22 protein-coding genes are annotated in these 21,250 nt (G+C 48.3%); 14 read left to right on the forward strand and 8 right to left on the reverse strand.

From position 1 onward, the window contains the following. Positions 1-15: 15 nt before the first annotated feature. From ACZ45G_RS25130 to ACZ45G_RS25140, 3 genes are all read right to left on the reverse strand, one after another. Positions 16-1,014: an ABC transporter ATP-binding protein gene (locus tag ACZ45G_RS25130; RefSeq protein ID WP_464173308.1), complete on the reverse strand. Its 999-nt coding sequence runs from the start codon at positions 1,012-1,014 to the stop codon at positions 16-18. A 229-nt stretch (positions 1,015-1,243) separates the two neighbouring features. Continuing rightward, positions 1,244-2,272 carry a hypothetical protein gene (locus ACZ45G_RS25135; protein WP_464173309.1) on the reverse strand — a complete coding sequence of 343 codons (1,029 nt, stop codon included), beginning with the start codon at positions 2,270-2,272 and terminating at the stop codon, positions 1,244-1,246. Positions 2,273-2,483: 211 nt separating this feature from the next. After that, positions 2,484-3,443, reverse strand: coding sequence for a LysR family transcriptional regulator (locus tag ACZ45G_RS25140; protein ID WP_464173310.1), 960 nt, complete (start codon positions 3,441-3,443; stop codon positions 2,484-2,486). 144 nt (positions 3,444-3,587) lie between these two features. On the opposite strand from ACZ45G_RS25140, the gene ACZ45G_RS25145 reads away from it, so the two are divergent. Continuing rightward, on the forward strand, positions 3,588-3,779 hold the full coding sequence (locus tag ACZ45G_RS25145; protein WP_464173311.1) for a hypothetical protein: 192 nt from the start codon (positions 3,588-3,590) through the stop codon (positions 3,777-3,779). Here the strand turns inward: ACZ45G_RS25145 and ACZ45G_RS25150 are convergent, their stop codons facing one another. The 3 genes from ACZ45G_RS25150 to ACZ45G_RS25160 are packed head-to-tail and all read right to left on the reverse strand — an operon-like array spanning position 3,780 to position 5,987. After that, a complete protein-coding gene (locus ACZ45G_RS25150; protein WP_464173312.1) occupies positions 3,780-4,742 on the reverse strand; it encodes an MBL fold metallo-hydrolase in 963 nt (320 codons plus the stop codon). Between the two features lie 24 nt (positions 4,743-4,766). After that, a complete protein-coding gene (locus ACZ45G_RS25155) occupies positions 4,767-4,931 on the reverse strand; it encodes a hypothetical protein (protein ID WP_464173313.1) in 165 nt (54 codons plus the stop codon). A gap of 48 nt (positions 4,932-4,979) precedes the next feature. Next, on the reverse strand, positions 4,980-5,987 hold the full coding sequence (locus ACZ45G_RS25160) for a magnesium transporter CorA family protein (RefSeq protein WP_464173314.1): 1,008 nt from the start codon (positions 5,985-5,987) through the stop codon (positions 4,980-4,982). 470 nt (positions 5,988-6,457) lie between these two features. Here ACZ45G_RS25160 and ACZ45G_RS25165 point away from each other — a divergent pair, with 470 nt between their 5' ends. The 13 genes from ACZ45G_RS25165 to ACZ45G_RS25225 all read left to right on the forward strand — a co-directional run bounded on the left by ACZ45G_RS25165 (position 6,458) and on the right by ACZ45G_RS25225 (position 20,177). Beyond that, positions 6,458-6,973 carry a P-loop nucleotide/nucleoside kinase family protein gene (locus ACZ45G_RS25165; RefSeq protein ID WP_464173315.1) on the forward strand — a complete coding sequence of 172 codons (516 nt, stop codon included), beginning with the start codon at positions 6,458-6,460 and terminating at the stop codon, positions 6,971-6,973. A gap of 286 nt (positions 6,974-7,259) precedes the next feature. Then, positions 7,260-8,114 carry a universal stress protein gene (locus ACZ45G_RS25170; protein WP_464173316.1) on the forward strand — a complete coding sequence of 285 codons (855 nt, stop codon included), beginning with the start codon at positions 7,260-7,262 and terminating at the stop codon, positions 8,112-8,114. A gap of 194 nt (positions 8,115-8,308) precedes the next feature. Next, entirely contained in the window at positions 8,309-9,118 is an 810-nt protein-coding gene (locus ACZ45G_RS25175) for an IclR family transcriptional regulator (protein ID WP_464173317.1), read from the forward strand. Positions 9,119-9,147: 29 nt separating this feature from the next. Next, the gene (locus ACZ45G_RS25180) at positions 9,148-10,332 is read left to right on the forward strand and encodes a M20 metallopeptidase family protein (protein WP_464173318.1); all 1,185 of its coding nucleotides are present in this window, start codon (positions 9,148-9,150) and stop codon (positions 10,330-10,332) included. Between the two features lie 89 nt (positions 10,333-10,421). Then, on the forward strand, positions 10,422-11,966 hold the full coding sequence (locus ACZ45G_RS25185; RefSeq protein ID WP_464173319.1) for an ABC transporter substrate-binding protein: 1,545 nt from the start codon (positions 10,422-10,424) through the stop codon (positions 11,964-11,966). Positions 11,967-11,978: 12 nt separating this feature from the next. Further along, positions 11,979-12,896 carry an ABC transporter permease gene (locus tag ACZ45G_RS25190; protein ID WP_464173320.1) on the forward strand — a complete coding sequence of 306 codons (918 nt, stop codon included), beginning with the start codon at positions 11,979-11,981 and terminating at the stop codon, positions 12,894-12,896. Positions 12,897-12,899: 3 nt separating this feature from the next. After that, entirely contained in the window at positions 12,900-13,814 is a 915-nt protein-coding gene (locus ACZ45G_RS25195) for an ABC transporter permease (RefSeq protein WP_464173321.1), read from the forward strand. Further along, entirely contained in the window at positions 13,811-14,887 is a 1,077-nt protein-coding gene (locus ACZ45G_RS25200; protein ID WP_464173322.1) for an ABC transporter ATP-binding protein, read from the forward strand. Before ACZ45G_RS25195 ends, ACZ45G_RS25200 begins: the two co-directional genes overlap by 4 nt. Beyond that, positions 14,887-15,849 (forward strand): ABC transporter ATP-binding protein, encoded by a 963-nt coding sequence (locus ACZ45G_RS25205; RefSeq protein ID WP_464173323.1) that lies wholly within the window; start codon positions 14,887-14,889, stop codon positions 15,847-15,849. The genes ACZ45G_RS25200 and ACZ45G_RS25205 overlap by 1 nt, the downstream gene beginning before the upstream one ends. Before the next feature lie 36 nt (positions 15,850-15,885). Further along, on the forward strand, positions 15,886-17,298 hold the full coding sequence (locus ACZ45G_RS25210) for a M20 family metallopeptidase (RefSeq protein WP_464173324.1): 1,413 nt from the start codon (positions 15,886-15,888) through the stop codon (positions 17,296-17,298). A gap of 35 nt (positions 17,299-17,333) precedes the next feature. Further along, positions 17,334-18,293: a bile acid:sodium symporter gene (locus tag ACZ45G_RS25215; RefSeq protein ID WP_464173325.1), complete on the forward strand. Its 960-nt coding sequence runs from the start codon at positions 17,334-17,336 to the stop codon at positions 18,291-18,293. Positions 18,294-18,436: 143 nt separating this feature from the next. After that, the gene (locus tag ACZ45G_RS25220) at positions 18,437-19,765 is read left to right on the forward strand and encodes an MFS transporter (RefSeq protein WP_464173326.1); all 1,329 of its coding nucleotides are present in this window, start codon (positions 18,437-18,439) and stop codon (positions 19,763-19,765) included. 208 nt (positions 19,766-19,973) lie between these two features. Then, complete coding sequence (locus ACZ45G_RS25225; RefSeq protein ID WP_464173327.1) at positions 19,974-20,177, forward strand: hypothetical protein; 204 nt, start codon at positions 19,974-19,976, stop codon at positions 20,175-20,177. A gap of 2 nt (positions 20,178-20,179) precedes the next feature. Here the strand turns inward: ACZ45G_RS25225 and ACZ45G_RS25230 are convergent, their stop codons facing one another. Then, positions 20,180-20,650 carry an endonuclease/exonuclease/phosphatase family protein gene (locus ACZ45G_RS25230; protein WP_464173328.1) on the reverse strand — a complete coding sequence of 157 codons (471 nt, stop codon included), beginning with the start codon at positions 20,648-20,650 and terminating at the stop codon, positions 20,180-20,182. 272 nt (positions 20,651-20,922) lie between these two features. Then, positions 20,923-21,222 (reverse strand): Hsp20/alpha crystallin family protein, encoded by a 300-nt coding sequence (locus ACZ45G_RS25235; protein WP_464173329.1) that lies wholly within the window; start codon positions 21,220-21,222, stop codon positions 20,923-20,925. Positions 21,223-21,250 lie beyond the last annotated feature (28 nt).

The following is a 21,250-nucleotide window of genomic DNA, read 5'->3' on the forward strand; positions in this document are numbered from 1 at the left end:
GGTTTTTCCCTGGGGTTATGTCCTGGTATGAAGCCAGCATCTGACTTGGTGATTCTCACCAGATCCCGTAAGCCTGGGTTCTTCTCGTTCACAAATATCCATTCGATCTGGGCAGCGGTTGCTGAACTTGCATCCGTGGGGAAGATTGTAAAGGCTTGGAATCATGCCTTTTATTTCGGTCAGTTCCCCTGCATTGCCGGCGGCTCTGCTTCCCAGAACGGGAATTGACTTGAGCAGTCCCACGGTATAGGGATGAAGGGTGTGTTTGAACAATTCAATGGTTGGTGCCTGCTCCACCACCTGGCCGGCATACATGACCACCACCCGGTCGGCCATTTCTGCGATTACGCCCAGATCATGGGTAATCAGCTGAATGGCCGTTGAAAAATTTTGTTTCAATTGGAGCATGAGATCAAGGATCTGTGCCTGGACCGTCACATCCAGGGCCGTTGTGGGTTCATCGGCAATGAGAATCTCAGGATCACAGGACATTGCCATTGCAATCATTGCCCGCTGGCGCATTCCCCCGGAAAGCTGGTGGGGATATTCATGGACCCGTTTGTCCGGAGAAGGAATCTGTACCCTTTCCAGCATCTCGATTGCTGCCGCCAGGGCCTGCTTTTTTCCAAACCCCTTGTGGAGCCGAAACATTTCCGAGATCTGGTTCCCAATGGTAAAAACGGGATTCAGAGAGGTCATGGGCTCCTGGAAAATCATGGCAATTCGAGCGCCCCTGATTCTGCGAATTTCTTGGGCAGGAAGGGTCAGCAAATCCTTGTTGTGAAAAAGGATTTCACCGCCCACAATTTTGCCGGGAGGTTCTGGCACCAATTGCATGATCGATTGGGCGGTAACGCTTTTTCCGCAGCCCGATTCCCCCACGATGCCCAGAATTTCACCGGGGAAAAGGTCAAATGAAACACCGTCAACCGCCTTTGCCACACCCTCACGGGAAAAGAAATGGGTTTTCAAATTCCTGATGGAAAGGATACATTCATTTGGTATTTCGCCCAATGATTCCCCCCTGTTTATATTAAAATTTAAATTCGAATGGTTTGATGTTTTTTATATCATCACCACCGAAATATACCATCAAATCCCCCTGGGATGTTTTAACACGAGAAGGAATCCTTGTTATCCAGGTAGCATACAAATATCAAACGGGTCAATAAAAAAAAACGAATGGTTTAAAAAAACATTAAACCGTTTCTATGATGAGAAACCGGGCCGGGCGCTGGTCCGGTTAATACAGCTTTAGCCCCTTATATTCCATGAGTCCGGCCAATGCCTGGTCAAACTGCCGGCCCAGATCATGGGCGTCAAACAATGAACGGATATAGGCATGGAATCCTTCCGGGGTATTGATATTTTTCGTTTTTGTCACGGCATTCCGGCATTGTTCCACTTCATTGAAAAACAGGTCTGTGATTCCCGGGGCATTGGAGAGAAATCCCTCCATGTTGAGCTGCTCCCAATTCCGGCTATAGGAGTGTTTCCTATCCGAGGTGAAACTGACCTTGGGATTTTTTCCATGGGCATCCTGGATGATAAACTCGAAACGGGCACACCGCTTAATCACCCGGTGAAGTTGCTGGTCCGGGAATTTCAGTGAAGCCGACACGGCATTGGCAAAATAGCGCGTAAAAAGATCCACCTTGACAGGAGAGGTGTTCACGGAATCCGGTCCGATGTTTTTTTCAAGGCATTCCTCAAGACAGTCCTTGCACATATAGGTCTCATATTGAAACCCTCGGGTACAATTTTCCAGGTAAAGCGATTTTCTTTCCATGACGATATCATGGGTAAATGTCATGAAAAATCTGGCTGCCTCGTCATCTGATTCTGCGGGAAATTCCTTCATCATGTACAATTCCATGGGTAAAAAAATACCGCTGGGCCGATTTTTAACCATGATTTTGGTTCCCCCCATGGCTTCAAGGGCAGCCATGGCCATTTCAAAATAAATATAATCAAATTGGGGGACAATCCGGCCTTCAAATTTTCTTTTCCGGTTATTTTTCAGAATCTCGGGAATATCATGGGAGTTCAGGGGCATATAATCATATTCGGCAAGAACCGGGTTAATTTCTGCTATCCTGTAGTTAAGCGCCAGAAGAACAGAGGCAATTTTGTCCTTGCCGGGGTGGTTGATCTTGTTTTTTAAAAGTTTGATCAGATAGGTATTGGATATACCTGAAATCTGACTTATCCGGTTGATATTAAGATCGCTTTTTTCAATAATTCGGGGGAGCGTATCTGAAAAGTTACGCATGGGTATCAGTGGATCCTTTATGCCAGTTTCTGAGTTTCAGATTCAATCAAAATTTTCTGAAACAATAACGTGGTTTATATTAAATACTAAAATGATGTTTAATAAAAAGTTAACCAAAAAGCAAGGTGTTACAAGAATCTTCTAAGAAGGATGCGGCCCGGACATCATAGATTATCCCTTTACACCTGTCAGTTCCAGAAATCAATCCAGATTAATCTGAAGTAACAGTGAGAAATTTCTTTGAATGAACGGATGAAAAAATGTCAGCCTTTAAAAAATTTACCATAGTTTTTTCGGTAAGGGTTGGCACCTTATCCTGAAGCTGGACCAGTGATATCTTATTGATTACATTTTTTTTGACTGTTGTTATGGGAATAATCTGCCCTTTCTTAATCTCTTTTCTGACGATGTGGGATGCAATCACCCCCATCCCCATCTGATTTTTTATCCCGGAGATAACCGCCTGATGACTGTCCACTGTCAGCACTCGATTTAATCCGATTGAAAATTTATTAAAATGGTATTTGAACCAGTTTCTAAGGGTCAGGGAAGATTTCTCGTATGAGATATACTCTTTGGATGCCAGGTTTTTAAAGGAATGATCCCCTTTGATCTCCTTTTCATAATATTGTCTGGAACAGGCCATGATAACTTCTTCATCTATCAATGGTTCGATACTGTAGATACCGAAATCTTCAAACACCTGCTCTTGGGTAACAAAAATATCCACCAGTCCAAAATCAAGCTCACCAGACTTGATTTTCGGAAAAATATGGGCTGGATCACCCAGGGTCATGGTAAAAACAACTTCCGGGTATTTTTTTCTGAAAGCGGCAAAAATCTTTGGAAAATAAGATATTCCGAATTCAATGGGAGAACCGACCCTGATCATACCGGACGGAATCTGTTTGGCCTGCCGGATTTGCCGGATACCGGCTTCAAGATCTCTGATAAACGGCGAAACAATTTCAAACAACTGATCCCCGGCAAAAGTTGGAACAAGCTTTTTATGAAGCCGGGTAAACAGCAGAACCGTTAATTCACGCTCAAGCTTATTTAAAGACTGACTGACCGCCGAGGCCGTAATGTTCAATTCAGCCGATGCAACCGCCACACTCCTGTACAAAAAAACATAATAAAACACTTTAAGTCTGTTAAAATCTGGAAGCATTAGTAAAACTTAACCTAAGAGTAAATTGTTATAATTTTACTTAATACCAGGACTGCCGTATATTATCAATAGAAAGCGACCCTGACCCGACTGTTTTTTATAAGTCACAGGGCAGCTTCAAATTTTAAACAGGAGAGAACCCAAATGAACACTCAATTTAACAAAATCATGAACGTTATTAAATATTTTTTTTCACCTGAAGATTCTGCAACCCCCATCCAGAACGGGCTCATCTATTTTGAGATAGAACCTAACACGCTCGGGATTGGGTCTGCAAAGGCATTATTCTGGGTCATGAATTGCATGATTTTCATGTACCTGCTGTCTTTGCTTTAATCAAACTCCATTCAAAAGGATTTTGCTGCCAACACTGCTTTGAATAAAATTATCCGGCAGTTCTTTTGACAACCGTGATATCACATCAAATCCGGTACAGTGCATGGGACAGAGCACTTCCATCCCGACCTGCTTGAGTTTTTCTATCGTGGGGTCGACATTGGGAGCCATGGCAGCTCCGCTTAAGTGAAACCCTCCGATAACCGCATGAATTTTTTCCTGCCCGGTCAAATCTTTTGCATATTCTATGGAATTTATAATACCGGCATGCGCACATCCTGAAATAATGACGAGCCCTTTATCGGCCAGATTAATAACAAGAGACTGATCATCGGCAAAGGTATCTGACTCAAATTCGCTGTCATGCTTAATTTTTGTGCCGGGCATGCCTTTTTCAAATGATGTCGTCCGGGCCACCTCACCGGTGACAAGAATGGTATCATCCCCGATCAGCAAAGGCGCACTGTTTTCCATTATATCGGCACCCCATCCAGACAATTTGTTGCGTGGGGGAAACTCAGGGAACAAGATGACTTCACCGGTCGGCAGATTGAGTGACCGGCTCAAAAAAGCATCGGGATGAACAATGAGTTTTGTTCCGGCACCCGCCAGTTCCAGTACCTCTTTTAATGATCCGGTGTGATCCATATGACCGTGACTGAGAACAACGGCTTCAAGACCGTCAAGTGTCAAATCAAGAAAATTTAAATTATGCAGCACCGCAACATTAGAGTATCCTGCATCCAGAAGAATGGTATGGCTTTCTCCATTCACATGCGTTGTTATCATTAGACAAAGACCATGCTCAGCCAGCAGGGTGTCGGTTGGAATCACCCCGTTTTTTGCTATGGGGGGACGGAGGATACAAGGTCCCCCAGGCAGAAGAACATCGGAAAAATTATCGGCAAGAATGACAATTTCAACCCGATCGACACTGCGTAAGCTTATGGTTTCATTTTCCATTTGGGTTTCTCCGTTTCGAAATTATTAATTATCTGCAAGACCTGTTGTCAAAAATATATAGACCATGAGCCTGATGCTCGGCCAACCATGCCCTTCACAGATGCGCAGCAAAAACATAAATACCTGGGCACTGAGCGCCCCCACGATTCCCAGGATAAAAGCATCAATACTCAGTCGTGTTTGCTTCAATGGTTTTTTCCATTAGGCACCTTGTTCGGCTAATGTCTCTTTTAATATTCATTTGAGCCATCCTTTCCGATAGAACATCCAGAGTAACCCACCGGCCAGCAAAAGCATTACGACGATCACAAGGGGGTACCCAAAATGCCATGCAATTTCCGGCATATACCTGAAATTCATACCATAAATGCCGGTGATCAAAGTCAGCGGCATGAAAACTGCCGTTAGAATAGTAAGGAGCCTGATACGTCCATTGGTCTTTTCTTGTAACGAGATCAGGTAATGCTGATGAAGTTCGGCCAGGTGCGTTTGCTGCCGGCCAGCAGAGCGTAGGGCATACTCTAAATGCGCCAGAGAATCCCGGAAATATTCACGGAAATCCGTTATGTCAAAAGCCTCGGATTCAACGGTTTGCAGTGCCGCAACACAGTGGCGCTGATCCTCTAACGTGATGGAAAGACGAGCAACATGGGGTTTGAGCGCCAGAATCTGATCGATCGGCACCGTATCCGCTTCCTGATCAAAGGCTTCATCCAGAGATTCAATTTGGCGGCGGGCCTCCAATACAAAAGCCATGTTTTCATCGATCAGACGATCCAATATCTGATACAGAATGGCAGACGTGCTCATGGAATGGAAACGAATGGCAGCGGAAAATTCCCTGGCGATATTTTCCAACATAGAAACGGGTGATTCGTGGATGGTGATGATGGCCCGGGGCAGGCAGATGATCGAAAGGTGGTATCTGTTGATATTGCCCCAGCCAAGCTGGATCGGCAATTTGATAAACAGGGCTTGCGCATATGGCGCGATATGGGAACCGGCAGCGGGATCCTTGTATTCTTCCATGATCAGCGGATGAAGCCCCAAGGGTAACATAAACTCTTCCAGATGAGGTAAATCGGGCTGGACGATGTCGACCCAGTACAGTGACTGATTCTCTGTGAGTGAAGCAAAAAATGCCTCGACGGTAGCGGTTTCCAAATATTTTTTATCAGTTAAACAGAAAACTTTTACTTCCATGTTTCTTTCCTCTTCATTACCAATTGACCCTGCGCCTGCCATCCCGACTCCCCCACTGTGTGTAAGGATCCATCGCTGGGTAGAATCCAGACCATATTAATATACTTTTTTTATCATATCAAATTTTATAACCGGGTTTTGAAAACTTTTTTTTTCTGCCATAATTTACTCCATCCGGATTCGAGAATTGTCTGCCAGGCTGGCATCGTGAAGGTTTATGGGGGGGGGGAGTAAAATAAGGGAATATGCAAATAACTCGTAAATCGATTTTGATATGAAATCCCATCATCAGGCAGCACTTTTTAGTCAGATGGCGCAATCGGATTTTTATCCGCACGCGGCAGGCGATATCGAACAGCGGGAAACGCACATTTCCATGTGTATTCATAGCAGGCAGCTTTGTTCCATGATACAGTGATTGCGTACAAATCAAATCCATAAAAACGACGTCGAGGCTTTGGCGAAAATATTGGCCAGATTTTATGACAATGCCATTTCCGAAAAGCAGATAGATGATTTTGGAACATGGGAAATCATTCGAACCAAATGCGAGGAGAATTTCAGACAAACGTCCATGTTTGCACAAAAAATATTTAAATCTTGCTTACAAGTATGCGATTTGTTTTACCCGGCCGACACTTTGGGTGGTTTGTGGAATGCCGGCGTCAGGCAAGAGCACGGTTTCTAAAGAACTTGCCGGCATATTGGGGATCAGGGCTTTTAATTCAGACGTGATTCGCAAACAAATGATGGGGTCAGGATCCCGTGATCTTTCACATACAAAGTTTGAAAAAGGGATTTATTCAAAAGGGAGAACATCCCTTACGTACGGCAGGCTGTTGCTTTTGGTCCAAAAAAAGATTGAAAAAAGAGGATCCGTTATTTTAGACGCTACATTTAAGGAAGCGCATCATCGCAATGAGGCCATCCGTCTGGCAAGAGATATGGACGCAAACATCATGTTTGTCGAATGTGTTGTTCCGGAAAATCTGTTGAAAAAACGGTTGCGGTTGCGAAAAAACAAGTAATCGATTTCTGATGCCCGGATTTCTATTTATGCGTCTTTTCAAAAACAATTTGAGCCGCTGGATGAAGTAAACGATGAGCATCATATCATCGTTTATACCCAAAATTCTTTGGATGAATGCATGCAGCAGATTCTTAACACGAATTTTTCACAAACCGGAGCAGATCAGGAACTGCGTTGTTCATCCATTGAAGTATAAGAATATATCTTAGGCTATGATGCCTTGTTCCTGAACCGCGTAGACCCTTGAAAAAAACAGGGTTAATTATCATAATAAGGAGAAAAAAATGTTTAAAAATATTTTAGCGGCAACAGACCTTGTCAGTGTTTCCGATCCGGTGGTGACGGCGGCGGTAAAGGTTGCCCAAAAATACCAGGCAAACCTCCATGTACTTCATGTGCTGGAATCTGCCCATGTGGATAACCGGTTTCTTGTAAAACATTTTAAAACCGGAAAAGAGATCGTTGCCAGTGAGGATTATGGAAAAGAGGTTCAAAAAGAAATTGAAAATGTCTATGCCGGAATTCTGAAATTATCTGAAAACGATGCAATCAGTGTGATGCCCGGGCTGCCCTGGGAAGAAATCATTCGCTGCTCAAGGCACATGAATGCAGGAATGATTGTTTTGGGACCGCATTCCCGACGGGCTACGGAAAAAGGGGTTATCCGGGTCGCGGGAAAAATCGGAAGCACCGTGGAAGGGGTTGTGATGCGGCTCGAAAAATTCTGCGGTAATTTTTTAAATGGTGTACCCCATGCGTATAATATCTGGGGCGGAGCGCTGCCCCATCAGGAAATCATAAAATGTGCCGAAAAAAATAAAGCCGACCTGATTGTCATGGGATCTCATACAAAAAAAACGGATGGGAAATGGTATACCGGCAGTGTGGTTGAACGAACAGGCTTTCGGTCAAACTGTCCGGTCATTGTCATCACTGATCCGGATGCGTTGCTGTTGATGAGAGAAATAAACGATATAATTAACCCCAAAGAATACATAGCTCCGGTATTCAAAGCTATTTTTCGTCAACTGCAGCGTGGAAAGGCTCTTGAACCAATGGTTTTTTATAAAAAAATGCTATATTTTAAATATAGATGGTACAGGTATCTTATTAAGCATTGGTGGGAATTGCTGTATTAAGATTGAAAACGGCAAGCCAGCTCAATTCAGAACCAATATGCGCATTTCATTCAAATATCAGGATTAGGCAAAAAAAACTTGACAAGCGCAAATGATCCCGCTAATTTAATTCCATATAGTAGAATATTTTATTCCACTATATGGAATTAAATAACGAACTACATTTTAAAAATCTGGCGGTATCGAACAAACGAATGGGAAACACAATAAAAGACAATGGCAGCAGGCAGCAGCCAAACGAAATCAAACCACACCAGAAAGGTGCCCAAAGCATACGGCGCACCATTGCAATTTTAAGATCTGTTTCCAAATTTAACGAAACCGGGGCCCGATTGTCTGTCATTGCAAAGGATGTTGATTTACCGGCCCCAACGGTTCACCGCATTATGGCTGTTCTCCTGGAAGAAGCATTCTTAACCGTTGATGACCTGGGCAAAGTTTACCACCTGGGGGCTGAATTGTATTCCCTGGGGACGGTTACCCAACATTTCTCCATCCGGGATCGCTTCCATACCACATTAGAACGAATCAGCGAACAGACCGATGATACAAGTTATCTGCTCACCCGTTCCGGTTATGACGGCGTATGCATCGACCGGGTTATGGGGAAATCCCGCGTCCAGGTATTGGGTTTTGAGATTGGTGAACGACGGGTGCTGGGTGTTGGCGCAGCAGGGCAGGCCCTGCTGTCTTTTCAGCCGGAGCAGCTGCGGGAAGAGATCATTGAAGCCAATGCCCCCCGATATTTTAGAGACTATGGCATCCGCCCCAAAGAGGTCAGGGCCTGGATAAAGCGAACCCGGCAGCAAAAATATTCCATCAGTGTTCAAAGGGTGACCCCTGATTCCATTGGTGTTGGGGCACCTGTTTTCAATACAAAGGGCGACGTTATCGCAGCCATCAGCATGGCAGGGATTACCAGCCGAATGACGAAAGAAAGATGCCAGGCGATAGCCCATTTGATCCGATCTGAAATTGCAGCAGTAGGTCCCCTGCCAAACTAAACCGTATCCAACAGGAAAAACAAGATCCCATGACACCAGACAATACTCAAATAAACCAATGGATTAAAGATATTCGGAGAGATTTTCATCAACACCCGGAACTCTCCGGCCAGGAGATCCGAACCACCCGGAAAATTTGTGAAATTTTAGAATCCCTCAATGCCAAAATAACAACATTTGATGATTATCCCGGGGCAATCGGTGTATTCCAGGGTGAAGGCCTGGAACCGGGAAAAAGCCCAAAGACCATCGCAATAAGAGCCGATATTGATGCCCTGCCCCTTCAGGAAATGGTGGACACCCCCTACAAATCAGTCAATGCGGGCGTGATGCATGCATGCGGTCATGATGCCAACACCGCCATTGCTCTGGGGGTTGCCAGACAGATCGTTGACACGGGTCTGCTCAAAAAAATCCACGGGTCTGTCAAATTCATCTTCCAGCCTGCAGAAGAACGGCTGGGGGGAGCAAAGGCCATGATCAAAAGAGGTGCCCTTGAAACCCCTCGAGTGGATCAGCTCATTGCAGGCCACCTGGACCCCAATTTCCCCGTGGGAAGTGTGGGGGTGTTTACTGAAATCGGACATGCCGCCTCTGATCCATTTAAATTAGTGATAACCGGAAAAGGATCCCACGGGGCCCGCCCCCACAAGGGACACAACCCCATTACGGCCGGGGGCATGTTTGCCAATAGCCTGGAAGCGCTTATCCCGCGACATATCAGCCCGGCCCAATCAGCTATCGTCAGTATCGGTTCCTTCCATGCAGGCAATGCAGGAAATGTGATTCCGGAACAGGCCATCTTACAGGGGTCTGTCCGGACCCATGATGAAGGGGTGAGAACCACCCTTTTGACGGCCATGGAACAACTGGCCCAAGGGATTGAAACCATATTTAATGTCACCTGTGATCTGAACTTTAAACCCGGCGCCCCTTTAGGCCGCAACGACAAATCGGTCTGCAGGTCCCTCTACAATGCTTCTGAGCAAGTATTGGGCGAAGAAAATATCACGGTGCTCCCCTTTATCATGGGAAGCGATGATTTTTATTTTTTTGCCCAACGCTGTCCTGCAGCCATGATGCGGTTTGGATGTGCCGGCCAAGACAGCATTGCCCATCCCCTGCATTCTCCTTATTTTGATATCGATGAGGATGTTTTGAGAATTGGAACGGATATACTATTTCAAACGGTAAAAAATTTTTTCACCGCCTGAAGAAACAATAGGAGAGGCCCTTGTAAACCGGCGAAGCCACAAGTTACAAGGGCTATTTTAAACAACCCCTTTTTAGGAGTTCATGTAAAATGAAAAAAAATTACATTCGGTTTTTGTCCATCCCATTGTTCATGCTCATCTGCCTGTCCTGCTTTTTGCCCCAGGCCTTTGCCGGCAAAAAAGATGACACCCTGAACATCGCCTTCAGCAAAGAACTGGAAACCCTGGACCGGTATTTCAACACGGCCCGGGAAGGTATTGTCATCTCCCGGCATGCCTATGACAACCTGTTGTATCGGGACCCTGTCACCTATGAATACAAGGGACTTTTAGCCAAGTCCTTTAAATGGAACTCTGACACTGAAATGGAAATTGTTCTTAGACAAGGGGTAAAATTTCACAACGGTCAGGAATTGACCGCCGATGATGTGGCCTATACCCTTAATTTTGCAGCCAACCCGGACAACAAAGTCAAAACCCAGCGCTATTCCGACTGGATCGACCATGTGGAAAAAACAGGGACCTACACGGTAAAAATCATGCTGAAAAAACCCTTTCCCGCCGCCTTTGAATTTTTATCCGGTGCCAACCCCATTTATCCCAAAGCCTATTATTCAAAAGTGGGCGTTAACGGATTTGGCGTGGCTCCCATCGGCACCGGCCCCTACAAGATCACTGAAGTGATCCCGGGCAAAAAAGTGGTCATGGAAAAAAACAACGACTATTTTAAGGACAGCCCCAAGGGCCAGCCCACCATTGGCAAGATTATCTGGAGAACCCTTCCGGAAATCAATACCCAGATGGCCGAACTCATGACAGGCTCCCTGGACTGGATCTATCTGGTTCCACCGGACCAGGCGGAAAAACTGGCCAAAATGTCAAACCTCACCGTTACCCCGGCAGAAACCATGCGCATCGGATATCTGCAGTTTGATGCCGTCAACCGTTCCGGCAAGGAGCACGGCATGGACAATCCCTATGCCAAGCTTGGCGTCAGACAAGCCATTAACCATGCCATCAACCGAGATTCGATTGCCAAAAACCTTATCGGCGGCCAGTCCCGTTCTATCTACTCCGCTTGTTTCCCCTCCCAGTTCGGATGTGAACAGGATGTTGCCCAATATGAATACAACCCGGTGAAGGCCAAACAATTATTGGCAGAAGCCGGCTACCCCAACGGGTTTGAAACCACCCTCTACGGATATCGGAACCGCTCCTTTGCAGAAGCCATGATCGGTGATCTAGCCGCTGTGGGCATCAAAGCAAAACTGATGATCATGAAATATTCCGCCCTCAGGGAAAAAGCCCGGGCCGGTAAAGCCCAGATGCAGTTTCTCACCTGGGGCTCCTATTCCATCAATGATGTGTCTGCCATTACCAGTCATTTCTTTGAGTTTGAAGCAGATGACCTGGCCATGGACCCAAAGGTAAAAGACTGGCTGCTGGAAGCAGATACCTCCATTGATACCCCCAAGCGGAAAGAACTTTACTCCAAGGCCTTAAAACGAATTGCTGACCAGGCATATTGGGCTCCCATGTTCACCTATGTCTCGAACAACTGCTACTCCAAGGACCTTAATTTTACCCCCTATCCAGATGCTGTGCCGAGATTTTTCCAGGCCACATGGAAATAATGGAATAAACCTATGCTGATATATACCTTAAAACGCCTGGGACTGGCATTTGTTGTCCTGATAGCCGTATCGTTGATCAGTTTTATGTTGCTGCGGGTCTCGGGCGACCCGGCCATTTCCCTGGCAGGAGAAGGTGCCAGCAGTGAAGAAATTGAATTTGTCAGGGCACAATACGGATTTGACCGGCCCCTGATCGTTCAATATTTTGAATGGGCAGGCAGGGCGATTCGCGGAGACTTCGGGAACTCGCCCTACCTGAACCAACCCGTGTCACTGATGCTCAAGGAGCGCATGGGAGTAACCATGATCCTGGGCATCAGCGCCCTATCCTTTGCCATGCTCCTGTCAATTCCCCTGGGAATGCTGGCGGCCATCCGGCCCAATACCTGGATTGACCGGGTGGCCCTGTCGATTTCCGTCATGGGACAGGCCATGCCCTCTTTCTGGTTCGGCCTGATTTTGATCATTTTTTTCGGGGTGAAGCTTCGATGGCTGCCCATATCCGGCAGCGATACCTGGCAGCATTTTGTCATGCCCACCATTGCACTGGGGTACTATGCAACCCCTGCCATCATGCGCCTGGTGCGCTCGGGCATGATGGAGGTATTGGCCAGCGATCACATCAGAACCGCCAGGGCAAAAGGGCTGAGATGGCCGAAGATCCTGTTTAAACATACCCTGAGAAACGCCATCATTCCGGTGGTGGCGGTTGCTGCTGTCCAGCTAGGGTTTATGCTGGGCGGGTCCATTGTGATCGAATCCATCTTTGCCCTCAACGGCCTGGGCAATCTGGCATGGGTTTCCATCTCACGGTCAGATCTGCCCGTGGTCCAGGCCATTGTTTTGTTTCTTTCCACCATTTATATTTTTCTGACCTTTATGGGGGATCTTCTCAATGCATTCCTGGATCCCAGAATCAGGAGTAATTGATAGATGACACCCACACAACAACAAGAATTTGATGCAGGACTTGGCCTGGATGTGGTCTTTCCCACACCCGGCCAGATCATGCGCCAGCGCATGACCACCCACAAAGGATTTATCATTGGCGGCATAATGGTATTGACCGTATTCCTGGTGGCGGTTTTTGCCCCCTATATCGCAGGACACGACCCCTACCACCAGGATCTTTCCAACCGGATGATCCCGCCGATCTGGAGTGAACAGGGGAACTGGGATCATCCCCTGGGCACGGACAACATGGGCCGAGATTACCTGTCACGTCTGGTCTATGGATCCAGAATTTCCCTGCTCATTGGATTTTCCTGTACCGCCATTGCAGCGGTCATTGGTATCTCATTGGGACTCATTGCCGGATATTTCGGAGGAATGGCCGATTATATTGTCAGTTTTATCATCACCATCCGCCTGGCCCTGCCCGCAGTGTTGGTGGCCGTTGCCGTGGTAGCCCTCATCGGCGGATCCATGCAGGTGGTGATTCTGGTCCTGGGCTGTTTGATCTGGGATCGGTTTGCCGTTATTTTACGGGCCACCACCCAGCAGATACGGTCCATGGATTATGTCCAGGCAGCCAAGGCAGCCGGCTGTTCTGTCGCCTGGATCATGACCCGGGAAATCATGCCCAATTTATTAAATTCCATTGTCATTGTGTCCACCCTTGAAATCGGACGGGCCATTCTGCTGGAAGCCGCCCTCTCTTTTCTGGGGATGGGGGTTCAGCCCCCCACCCCTTCATGGGGACTGATGATCGCGGAAGGAAAGGATGCCATGCTCTTTGACCCCTATCTGGTTACCATACCCGGGGTGGCGCTTTTCTTTCTGGTACTGGGAATGAACCTGTTTGGAGATGGACTGCGGGATGTCACCTCCCCGGAGGGACGCTCATGAAACCGCTGCTGGAAGTAAAAAATTTAAATGTGGATCTTCGCCTTCCCGCCGGCACCCTCCATGCGGTCAGGGATGTCAGTTTCAGCGTACAAAAGGGAAAAACCCTGAGTCTGGTGGGAGAATCCGGGTGCGGCAAATCCATGACCGCCCTGGCCATAATGAACCTGCTGCCGCCCTCGGCCAGCTATCGGGCAGATATACTGGAATTTGAAGGCCAGGATCTGCTCCGGCTCAATGAAAGTAAAATGTCCCGGTTCAGGGGCGCCAAAATGGCCATGATTTTCCAGGAACCCATGACCTCCCTGGATCCCTGCTACACCATCGGCAACCAGCTCACCGAAACCCTGATGGAACATCAGAACGTTTCGGGCAAAAAGGCCAGGGACCGGGCGGTGTTCCTCCTTGAAAAAGTGGGAATAACAGCGGCTTCCTCCCGGTTGAAACAATATCCCCACCAATTGTCCGGCGGCCTCAGGCAACGGATCATGATTGCCATGGGCCTCATGTGCGGGCCCTCTTTAATCATTGCAGATGAACCCACCACGGCCCTGGATGTGACCATCCAGGCACAGATTCTGGGACTTTTGGCCTCCATTCAACGAGAGTTCAACATGGGCATGATCCTGATCACCCACGATCTGGGGGTGGTGGCCAGAATTGCCGATGATGTGGCGGTCATGTATTGCGGACAGGTGGTGGAAACCGGTACCATCAAAGAAATCTTCGATCATCCCATCCACCCCTATACCCGGGGACTCATGGACTGCATACCGGTTCCGGGCAAAACAGAACCGGGCCAACCCCTGGGCTCCATACCCGGCATCGTCCCCACGCCCATCGGGGAACTGTGGGGCTGTGCCTTTCGCAACCGGTGCTCACTGTCTGCGCCGGAATGTGCCGACAGGGGTCTGGATCTGACCCAGATTTCTGCCACCCGTGCCTTTCGATGCACAAGGCCACCGGGTGATTTGACCGCCAAGCCGCACAATGAACCCAATGACCCCAAAACCACAGGCCAGCCGGCTTCAATCCACACCCCGGATACCCCGGCAGCAAACACGGGAGAGATCTGATGGCAGACCACGCGTTAGAAACAAAAGATATCACCAAAACCTACCAGATCAATGCCGGGATGTTCCGCGGCAAAAAAGCCCTCAAAGCCGTCAACGGGGTCAGTCTGTCCATTCCCAAAGGATCCATCCTCGGGCTTGTAGGGGAATCGGGCTGCGGGAAAACCACCATTGCCAAAATGATCCTGGGCCTTGAACGAAAGACCGGCGGACAGCTGTACATTGGCGGGAAAAACATCGATGCCATGGGCCACAAGCAGATTGCCAAAATTATCCAGCCGGTATTTCAGGATCCCTATTCCTCACTGAACCCCAGAAAATCCATCTCCACGATCATCTCGTTGCCCCTGAGAGCCCAGGGGCTGTCCAAAGGGACGGCAGATCTGGAGAAAAAAGTGGATGAGATCATGGAAATTGTGGGGCTGGCCACCCGGCTCAAGCACAATTACCCCAACCAATTATCCGGGGGCCAGCGCCAGCGGGTGGCTGTCGCCCGGGCACTTATCATGCGGCCTGAAATTGTGCTGTGTGATGAACCCACCTCGGCCCTGGATGTGTCAGTCCAGGCCCAGATTCTTAACATGCTCATGGACTTAAGAAACCGATTAAACCTGACCTACCTGTTTATCAGCCATGATCTGGCCGTGGTGGAACACATTGCCACCCATGTGGCGGTCATGTATCTGGGCAGAATTGTTGAGCGAGGAAAGGCCCGGGAGTTGTTTGACAACCCCAGCCACCCCTATACCCAGGCCCTTCTGGCATCGGTGCTGACACCGGATCCAAACATGGGGCTGCCGGAAATTCACCTGGGTATCGAATACCCCAACCCCATTGATCCGCCTTCGGGATGTGCCTTCCATCCCCGGTGTGTCAAAAAACAGGCCAAATGTGCCGTGGTGGCACCGGAACCCATGGTTAAATCAGGAAAACTGGTTGAATGCCATTATCCGGATAATTTTTAGGCCCAAAAAACCGCAATTTACAAACAAGGAGTCCAGATGAATATGAACCGCGAAATGGCCATCAACAGCGCCAAAAAAATTTTTGATACCGATACCTTCTTTAGGATGCTTGCCCGTTGGGTGGCCCTTGATACCGGAAGCCGGGAAAATGACAGAAAGCCCCAGATGATGGCTTATCTTGAACAACTTATGATCCCCTATCTTGGGACCATGGATTTTAATTGCCGAACGGTTGAGAACCCTACAGATCCCTGTGCCCCCTTTTTAATTGCCCGAAGAATCGAAGATGAACAGTTCCCAACGGTTCTGATCTACGGCCATGGCGATACCGTTCCGGCCATGGAAGCAGACTGGGCCTCGGGGCTCTCTCCGCTGGTGCTGACAAAGGACAAAGCCGCCGGCATCTGGTATGGCAGGGGAGCCGCCGACAACAAAGGCCAGCATGCGGTCAATCTGGCAGCCCTTGACTGCGTAATCAAAACCAGGGGATCATTGGGCTTCAATGTGATCGTACTAATTGAATGCGGTGAGGAAGCCGGATCTCCCGGGCTGCACCTTGTTTGTGAACAGGAAAAAGCAGCGCTCCAGGCAGATGTTCTCATTGCATCGGACGGTCCCCGCCTGGACCCGGATACCCCCACCATTTTCGGGGGGTCCAGGGCGGTGTTTAACTTTGACCTGAGCCTCAAGTTAAGGGAAGGCGGTCACCATTCAGGCAACTGGGGCGGGCTTCTGGCCAACCCAGGCATCATCCTCGCCCATGCCATTGCCAGCATGGTGGATGCCAGGGGGAAAATTCTGGTGAATGAACTGCGGCCCGACCCCGTCCCCCCTTCCATAAAAAAAGCCATTGATCAACTGGAAATCACGGGAAAAGGGGGGCCTGCCATAGACCCTTCCTGGGGAGAGCCCGGATTGAGCCTGGCTGAAAAAGTGTATGGCTGGAATACCTTGGATGTCCTTGCCTTTGAGTGCGGAAATCCTGACCAACCGGTCAATGCCATCCCCCCTAAAGCATGGGCCAGATGTCACATCCGGTTTGTGGCGGATATGGACCCAACCACCTTTGCTCCGGCCATCCGGCGTCACCTGGATGCCAACGGGTTTTCCATGATCGACATTGAGGAAGCGCCCAATAATTACGGCCTTGCAACCCGCATGGACCCGGACAACCCCTGGGTTCAATTTACCAGAAATTCATTTGAAACCACCCTGACCGACAAAACCGTTGCCTTTCTCCCCAACCTCGGTGGGACACTGCCCAACGATGCCTTCAGCCATATCCTTGGCATGCCCACCATCTGGGTTCCTCATTCCTACGGCGGATGCAACCAGCATGCCCCCAATGAACATGTTTCAGAAAAAATCATACGGGAAGGGCTGCAGCTGATGACCGGATTGTTCTGGGACCTGTCGGAACAAGGACACACCATTTTTGATCGAAACTAAATTTAAGAACCACCATTAAGGATACGCAGGTTATTTTGATTGAACGAATACGACGCCAATGGTTTCTCACGGGAATTGTTCTGATCTTTCTTCTGGTCATCCTGGATAAAACAGCCACCCTTGCCCGGGCCGGCATCTTTCTAAAGAATCATAACGGATCATCTTTTATGATCTTTTTCATCTTTTTGTTTTCCGGCTTTATCATCGAAACAGACCAGATCAAAGCGGGGATAAAGGATGTGAAAGCCACAACCACTGCCCTTGCGGTGATTGTCTTTGCCGCGCCGGTGACGGCATATCTGCTCAGTTTTATCCCCCTGGAAACCGGCGTGGTTATCGGACTGTTTATTGTGGCAGCCATGCCCACCACCCTGTCCAGCGGTGTGGTCATGACCGGCAAGGCAGGCGGCAACATGGCCCACGCCCTGTTTGTGACCATTTTATCCAATTGCATGTCCATTGTTTCCATTCCAATTATTCTGCCCCTTCTCCTTTTGTCCCTCACACATACAACAGACCTGTTCATTGACCAGCGCGCCATTTTTATCAAGCTGATCCTTCTCGTTCTGCTCCCCCTGGCAGCCGGACTTTTCCTGAAAAAAACCGTACTTCCCATCACCCTGGCTCAAAAAAAACAACTGGGAATCATTAACCAGCTCATTGTGATCTGTGTGGTGTACATGTCCCTGTCAGGGGCCAGGCAGGTGTTGGTTGCCAAAAGCGCCACCTTTTGGGAGATTCTTCCCCTGGTGGCAGGGTTCCACCTGATCCTTCTGGGCGTCTCTTTCGGGCTTTCCCGCTTTTTGAATATCGGCAGGGGAAGACGGGAAGCCGTTCTTTTCATGGGATCCCAGAAAACCCTGCCCCTGGCCGTCATGATCCAGATCACCTGTTTTCCAGAATATGGCACAGCGTTGCTGGTCTGTGTGCTGCACCACATTCTACATCTTATGATCGACGGCTACCTTGCCACCCGGATCGGAAGGAAAAACTGATTCAAACGGCATAAAATCTGGTGATCCGATAATTTTCTTAAGCATCCTCTGATCCTCCATACAATAAGCCTCCACAAACCACCTATCCGGTCTCACCCTGATTTCCCGGCAAAGAAAGGTGGACTCTTTTTGGCAGGCATATTATGATTGCCATAATGGAAGGTTTGACAAACAAGATAACTCAATTGAGCCGATGGAAACCTAGGAGAAATAAATCTTCCCGCCAGTTTCGGGTCCGCCGGTGGCTGGTATTTTTTTTTGCCGGGACCCTGTTCATGCTGTCACAATTTTACCGGTCATCCGTGGCAGTGATTGCCCCGGATCTAATCCAGGATTTGAATCTGGATGCCTGGGAACTGAGCACGGTATCAGCCTCTTTTTTCTATGCCTTTGCCCTGATGCAGATACCCGTAGGGATTTTTCTTGACAGTATCGGGCCGAGAATCACCATGTCTGTACTCACCCTGGTTTCCGTCATTGGCGCCCTGATTTTTTCCATGGGGGATTCCTATTATTCCCTTACCCTTGGCAGAATGCTGCTGGGCATCGGAATGGCCTGCAATTTCATGGGCGGGCTAAAGCTGATCACCCTCTGGTTTGACCCCAAACTCTTTGCAACCCTTTCCGCCCTGATTGTTTCCCTTGGCACCGCCGGCAACATCGCAGCTGCCACCCCCCTGGTTCTCATGGTTCAGGCAATGGGATGGCGTTACAGTTTTATGACCATGGGCGGGGTCAGCTTTTTGGTCATCCTTCTATTCTTTTTTCTGGTGAGCGACCAACCCTTCGTCCAAACGGAGCAGACCCGGCAGAGCCCCCCCCGGCCAGGTATAAAAGAAACTTTTAAAGTTGCCCGGACACTGTTTGCCCGGAAAGATTTCTGGATCATTTCGTTTTCAACCTTCTGCCGCTACGGTATTTATGCCGCTGTTCAAGCATTATGGGCAGGCCCTTATCTGACTCAAGTGGCCGGTTTATCAAGTGTCACAACCGGAAATATTATTTTATTCATGAGCATCGGATTAATCATCGGGTGTCCTGTGAGCGGTCATCTGTCCGACAGGGTTTTCAATTCCCGAAAACGAATCATCATACCCGGCATCTGCGGTATGACGGGTATTTTATGGCTTCTGGCCTTTTTCCCCGAGGGAGCCGGTGCCATTCCTTTGGCCCTTGTTTTTTTCGGTTTTGGCCTGTTCAGCGGCTCAGGTCAGCTCATGTACGCCCATATTAAAGAACTGGTTCCCCATGAACATGCTGGCATGGCCATGGCGGCCATCAATTTTTTTACCATGGCCGGCGTTGCCGTCTTTCTACAAGGAATGGGAGCGTTGATGAAATTTCTCTATCCCGGTTCCTCCCTGGGCGTATCTGCCTTTAAAAGCGCCTTTATCTTCTGCGCAGTCTGCCTGACCATAATCGGTGCCCTCTACACGTTGACAACAGAAACAAATCAGGGTTTCTCCGATTGACTTTCCTGTCCATAGTCGATACCTGGTTGGCAGAGAAAAGAAGGCGGAACAATCTAAATATAGGGCCGGTTCAGTCAAAGCTCAAGCGGTTTAGAAGTTTGGTCAAACACATTGTTCACTGCTGCAAAAAAATCAATATTGAGCCTGTCAAGAAAGGGATCCCCTCAAGGCCGAATCTTTAATAGCCAGGGATGCCAGTTTTTTGGTGATGATGGCAAAAGGACGAATCAAATCACTGATGAGGAATATAAACATCCACGATCAGTGGCAGATGGTCGGAAGCGACTCGCGTCAGTTCCGTGCTCGGGACTTCAATGCCTGCCACATCAACGCCGGGATCCACAAAAACGTGGTCGATGCGGGCCAGGGGATAACGCCCGAAGAGGGTCTTTTTCGGGTGATGTCTGTTTAGCATCAACTGGGCGTCAGGGAGACGGTTCCGTTCACCTCGATAGTGACCCAGATCGCGCCCCGGGCTTCCAGATGCGGCTTGCCGGGCAATCCTGGCAACTCTTCGGCCCTGATCAGTCGCATGGGATAACGGGTCAGGATGGCGTTGCCGTATTGTCCCTTTTCCAGATGCATCGTGGAAAGAAAATGGACTTTCATATCAAGGAATTGGGCGATAAGATGCGCCTGGTCGGCACCATTGGTCCAGGTTCGGCCCACGTCCAGCTCCTGAAGCGCAACGATGTCCGGGGCATGTTGGGCGATGACCCGCGCAATCCTTTGGGGCGAAATCTTGCCATCCATTCCGATACAACTGTGGATGTTGTAAGTCATGATGCGAAGTGTCGGCCGCTTTGTCGGTTTTCGGTCTACCCGCCTGGAAAACCTGACTTCAGACCGGCCAAGATATCTATAGAGATGAAAAACATAAAGCATGCCGATTAATATATAAAAATTTAATCATATAAATCCAGTAAGATATATTATTTAATGATCATATTTTCCCCTCATTTTTTTAAAATAATTTGGGGGTACCTAGCAGTGCCACAACAAACTCAGGCGCACCCCATGGACCATGTAATAATTTATCTATTAATAGACGACAGGCTGTTACAGAACTAAACATTCCGTAACAGCCTGTCGATTAAGGTGACAGTTCCAAATGAGGTCCTGGTCTCCTGTGGAATATAAATTCTTTTATAATCCGATTAAGCAGTTTTTATCTCTATCCTCTTGGGTTTGGCTGACTCTGACTTTGGTAGATGAAGCCGCAGGAACCCGTCTTTCAGTTCAGCTTTTACCTTACCAATATCAATGGTCGGTGGTACAGAAAGACTTCTCACGTATTTAACATTCCCAAACTCTTCCCAGGTGGCTGTTCCTTTGGTTTCCAATTTTCTCACACCTGAAAGAAATAGCATGCCATTATCAATATTAACCGCAATGGAATACGCACCTATTTTTTCACTTTGTCCCATATCTTTATTCTGAGCTTTGCGAATTTGCATGAAACCGTCTATTTGCTCTGCTGGGTGG

Source organism: Desulfoconvexum algidum (genome assembly GCF_055382125.1).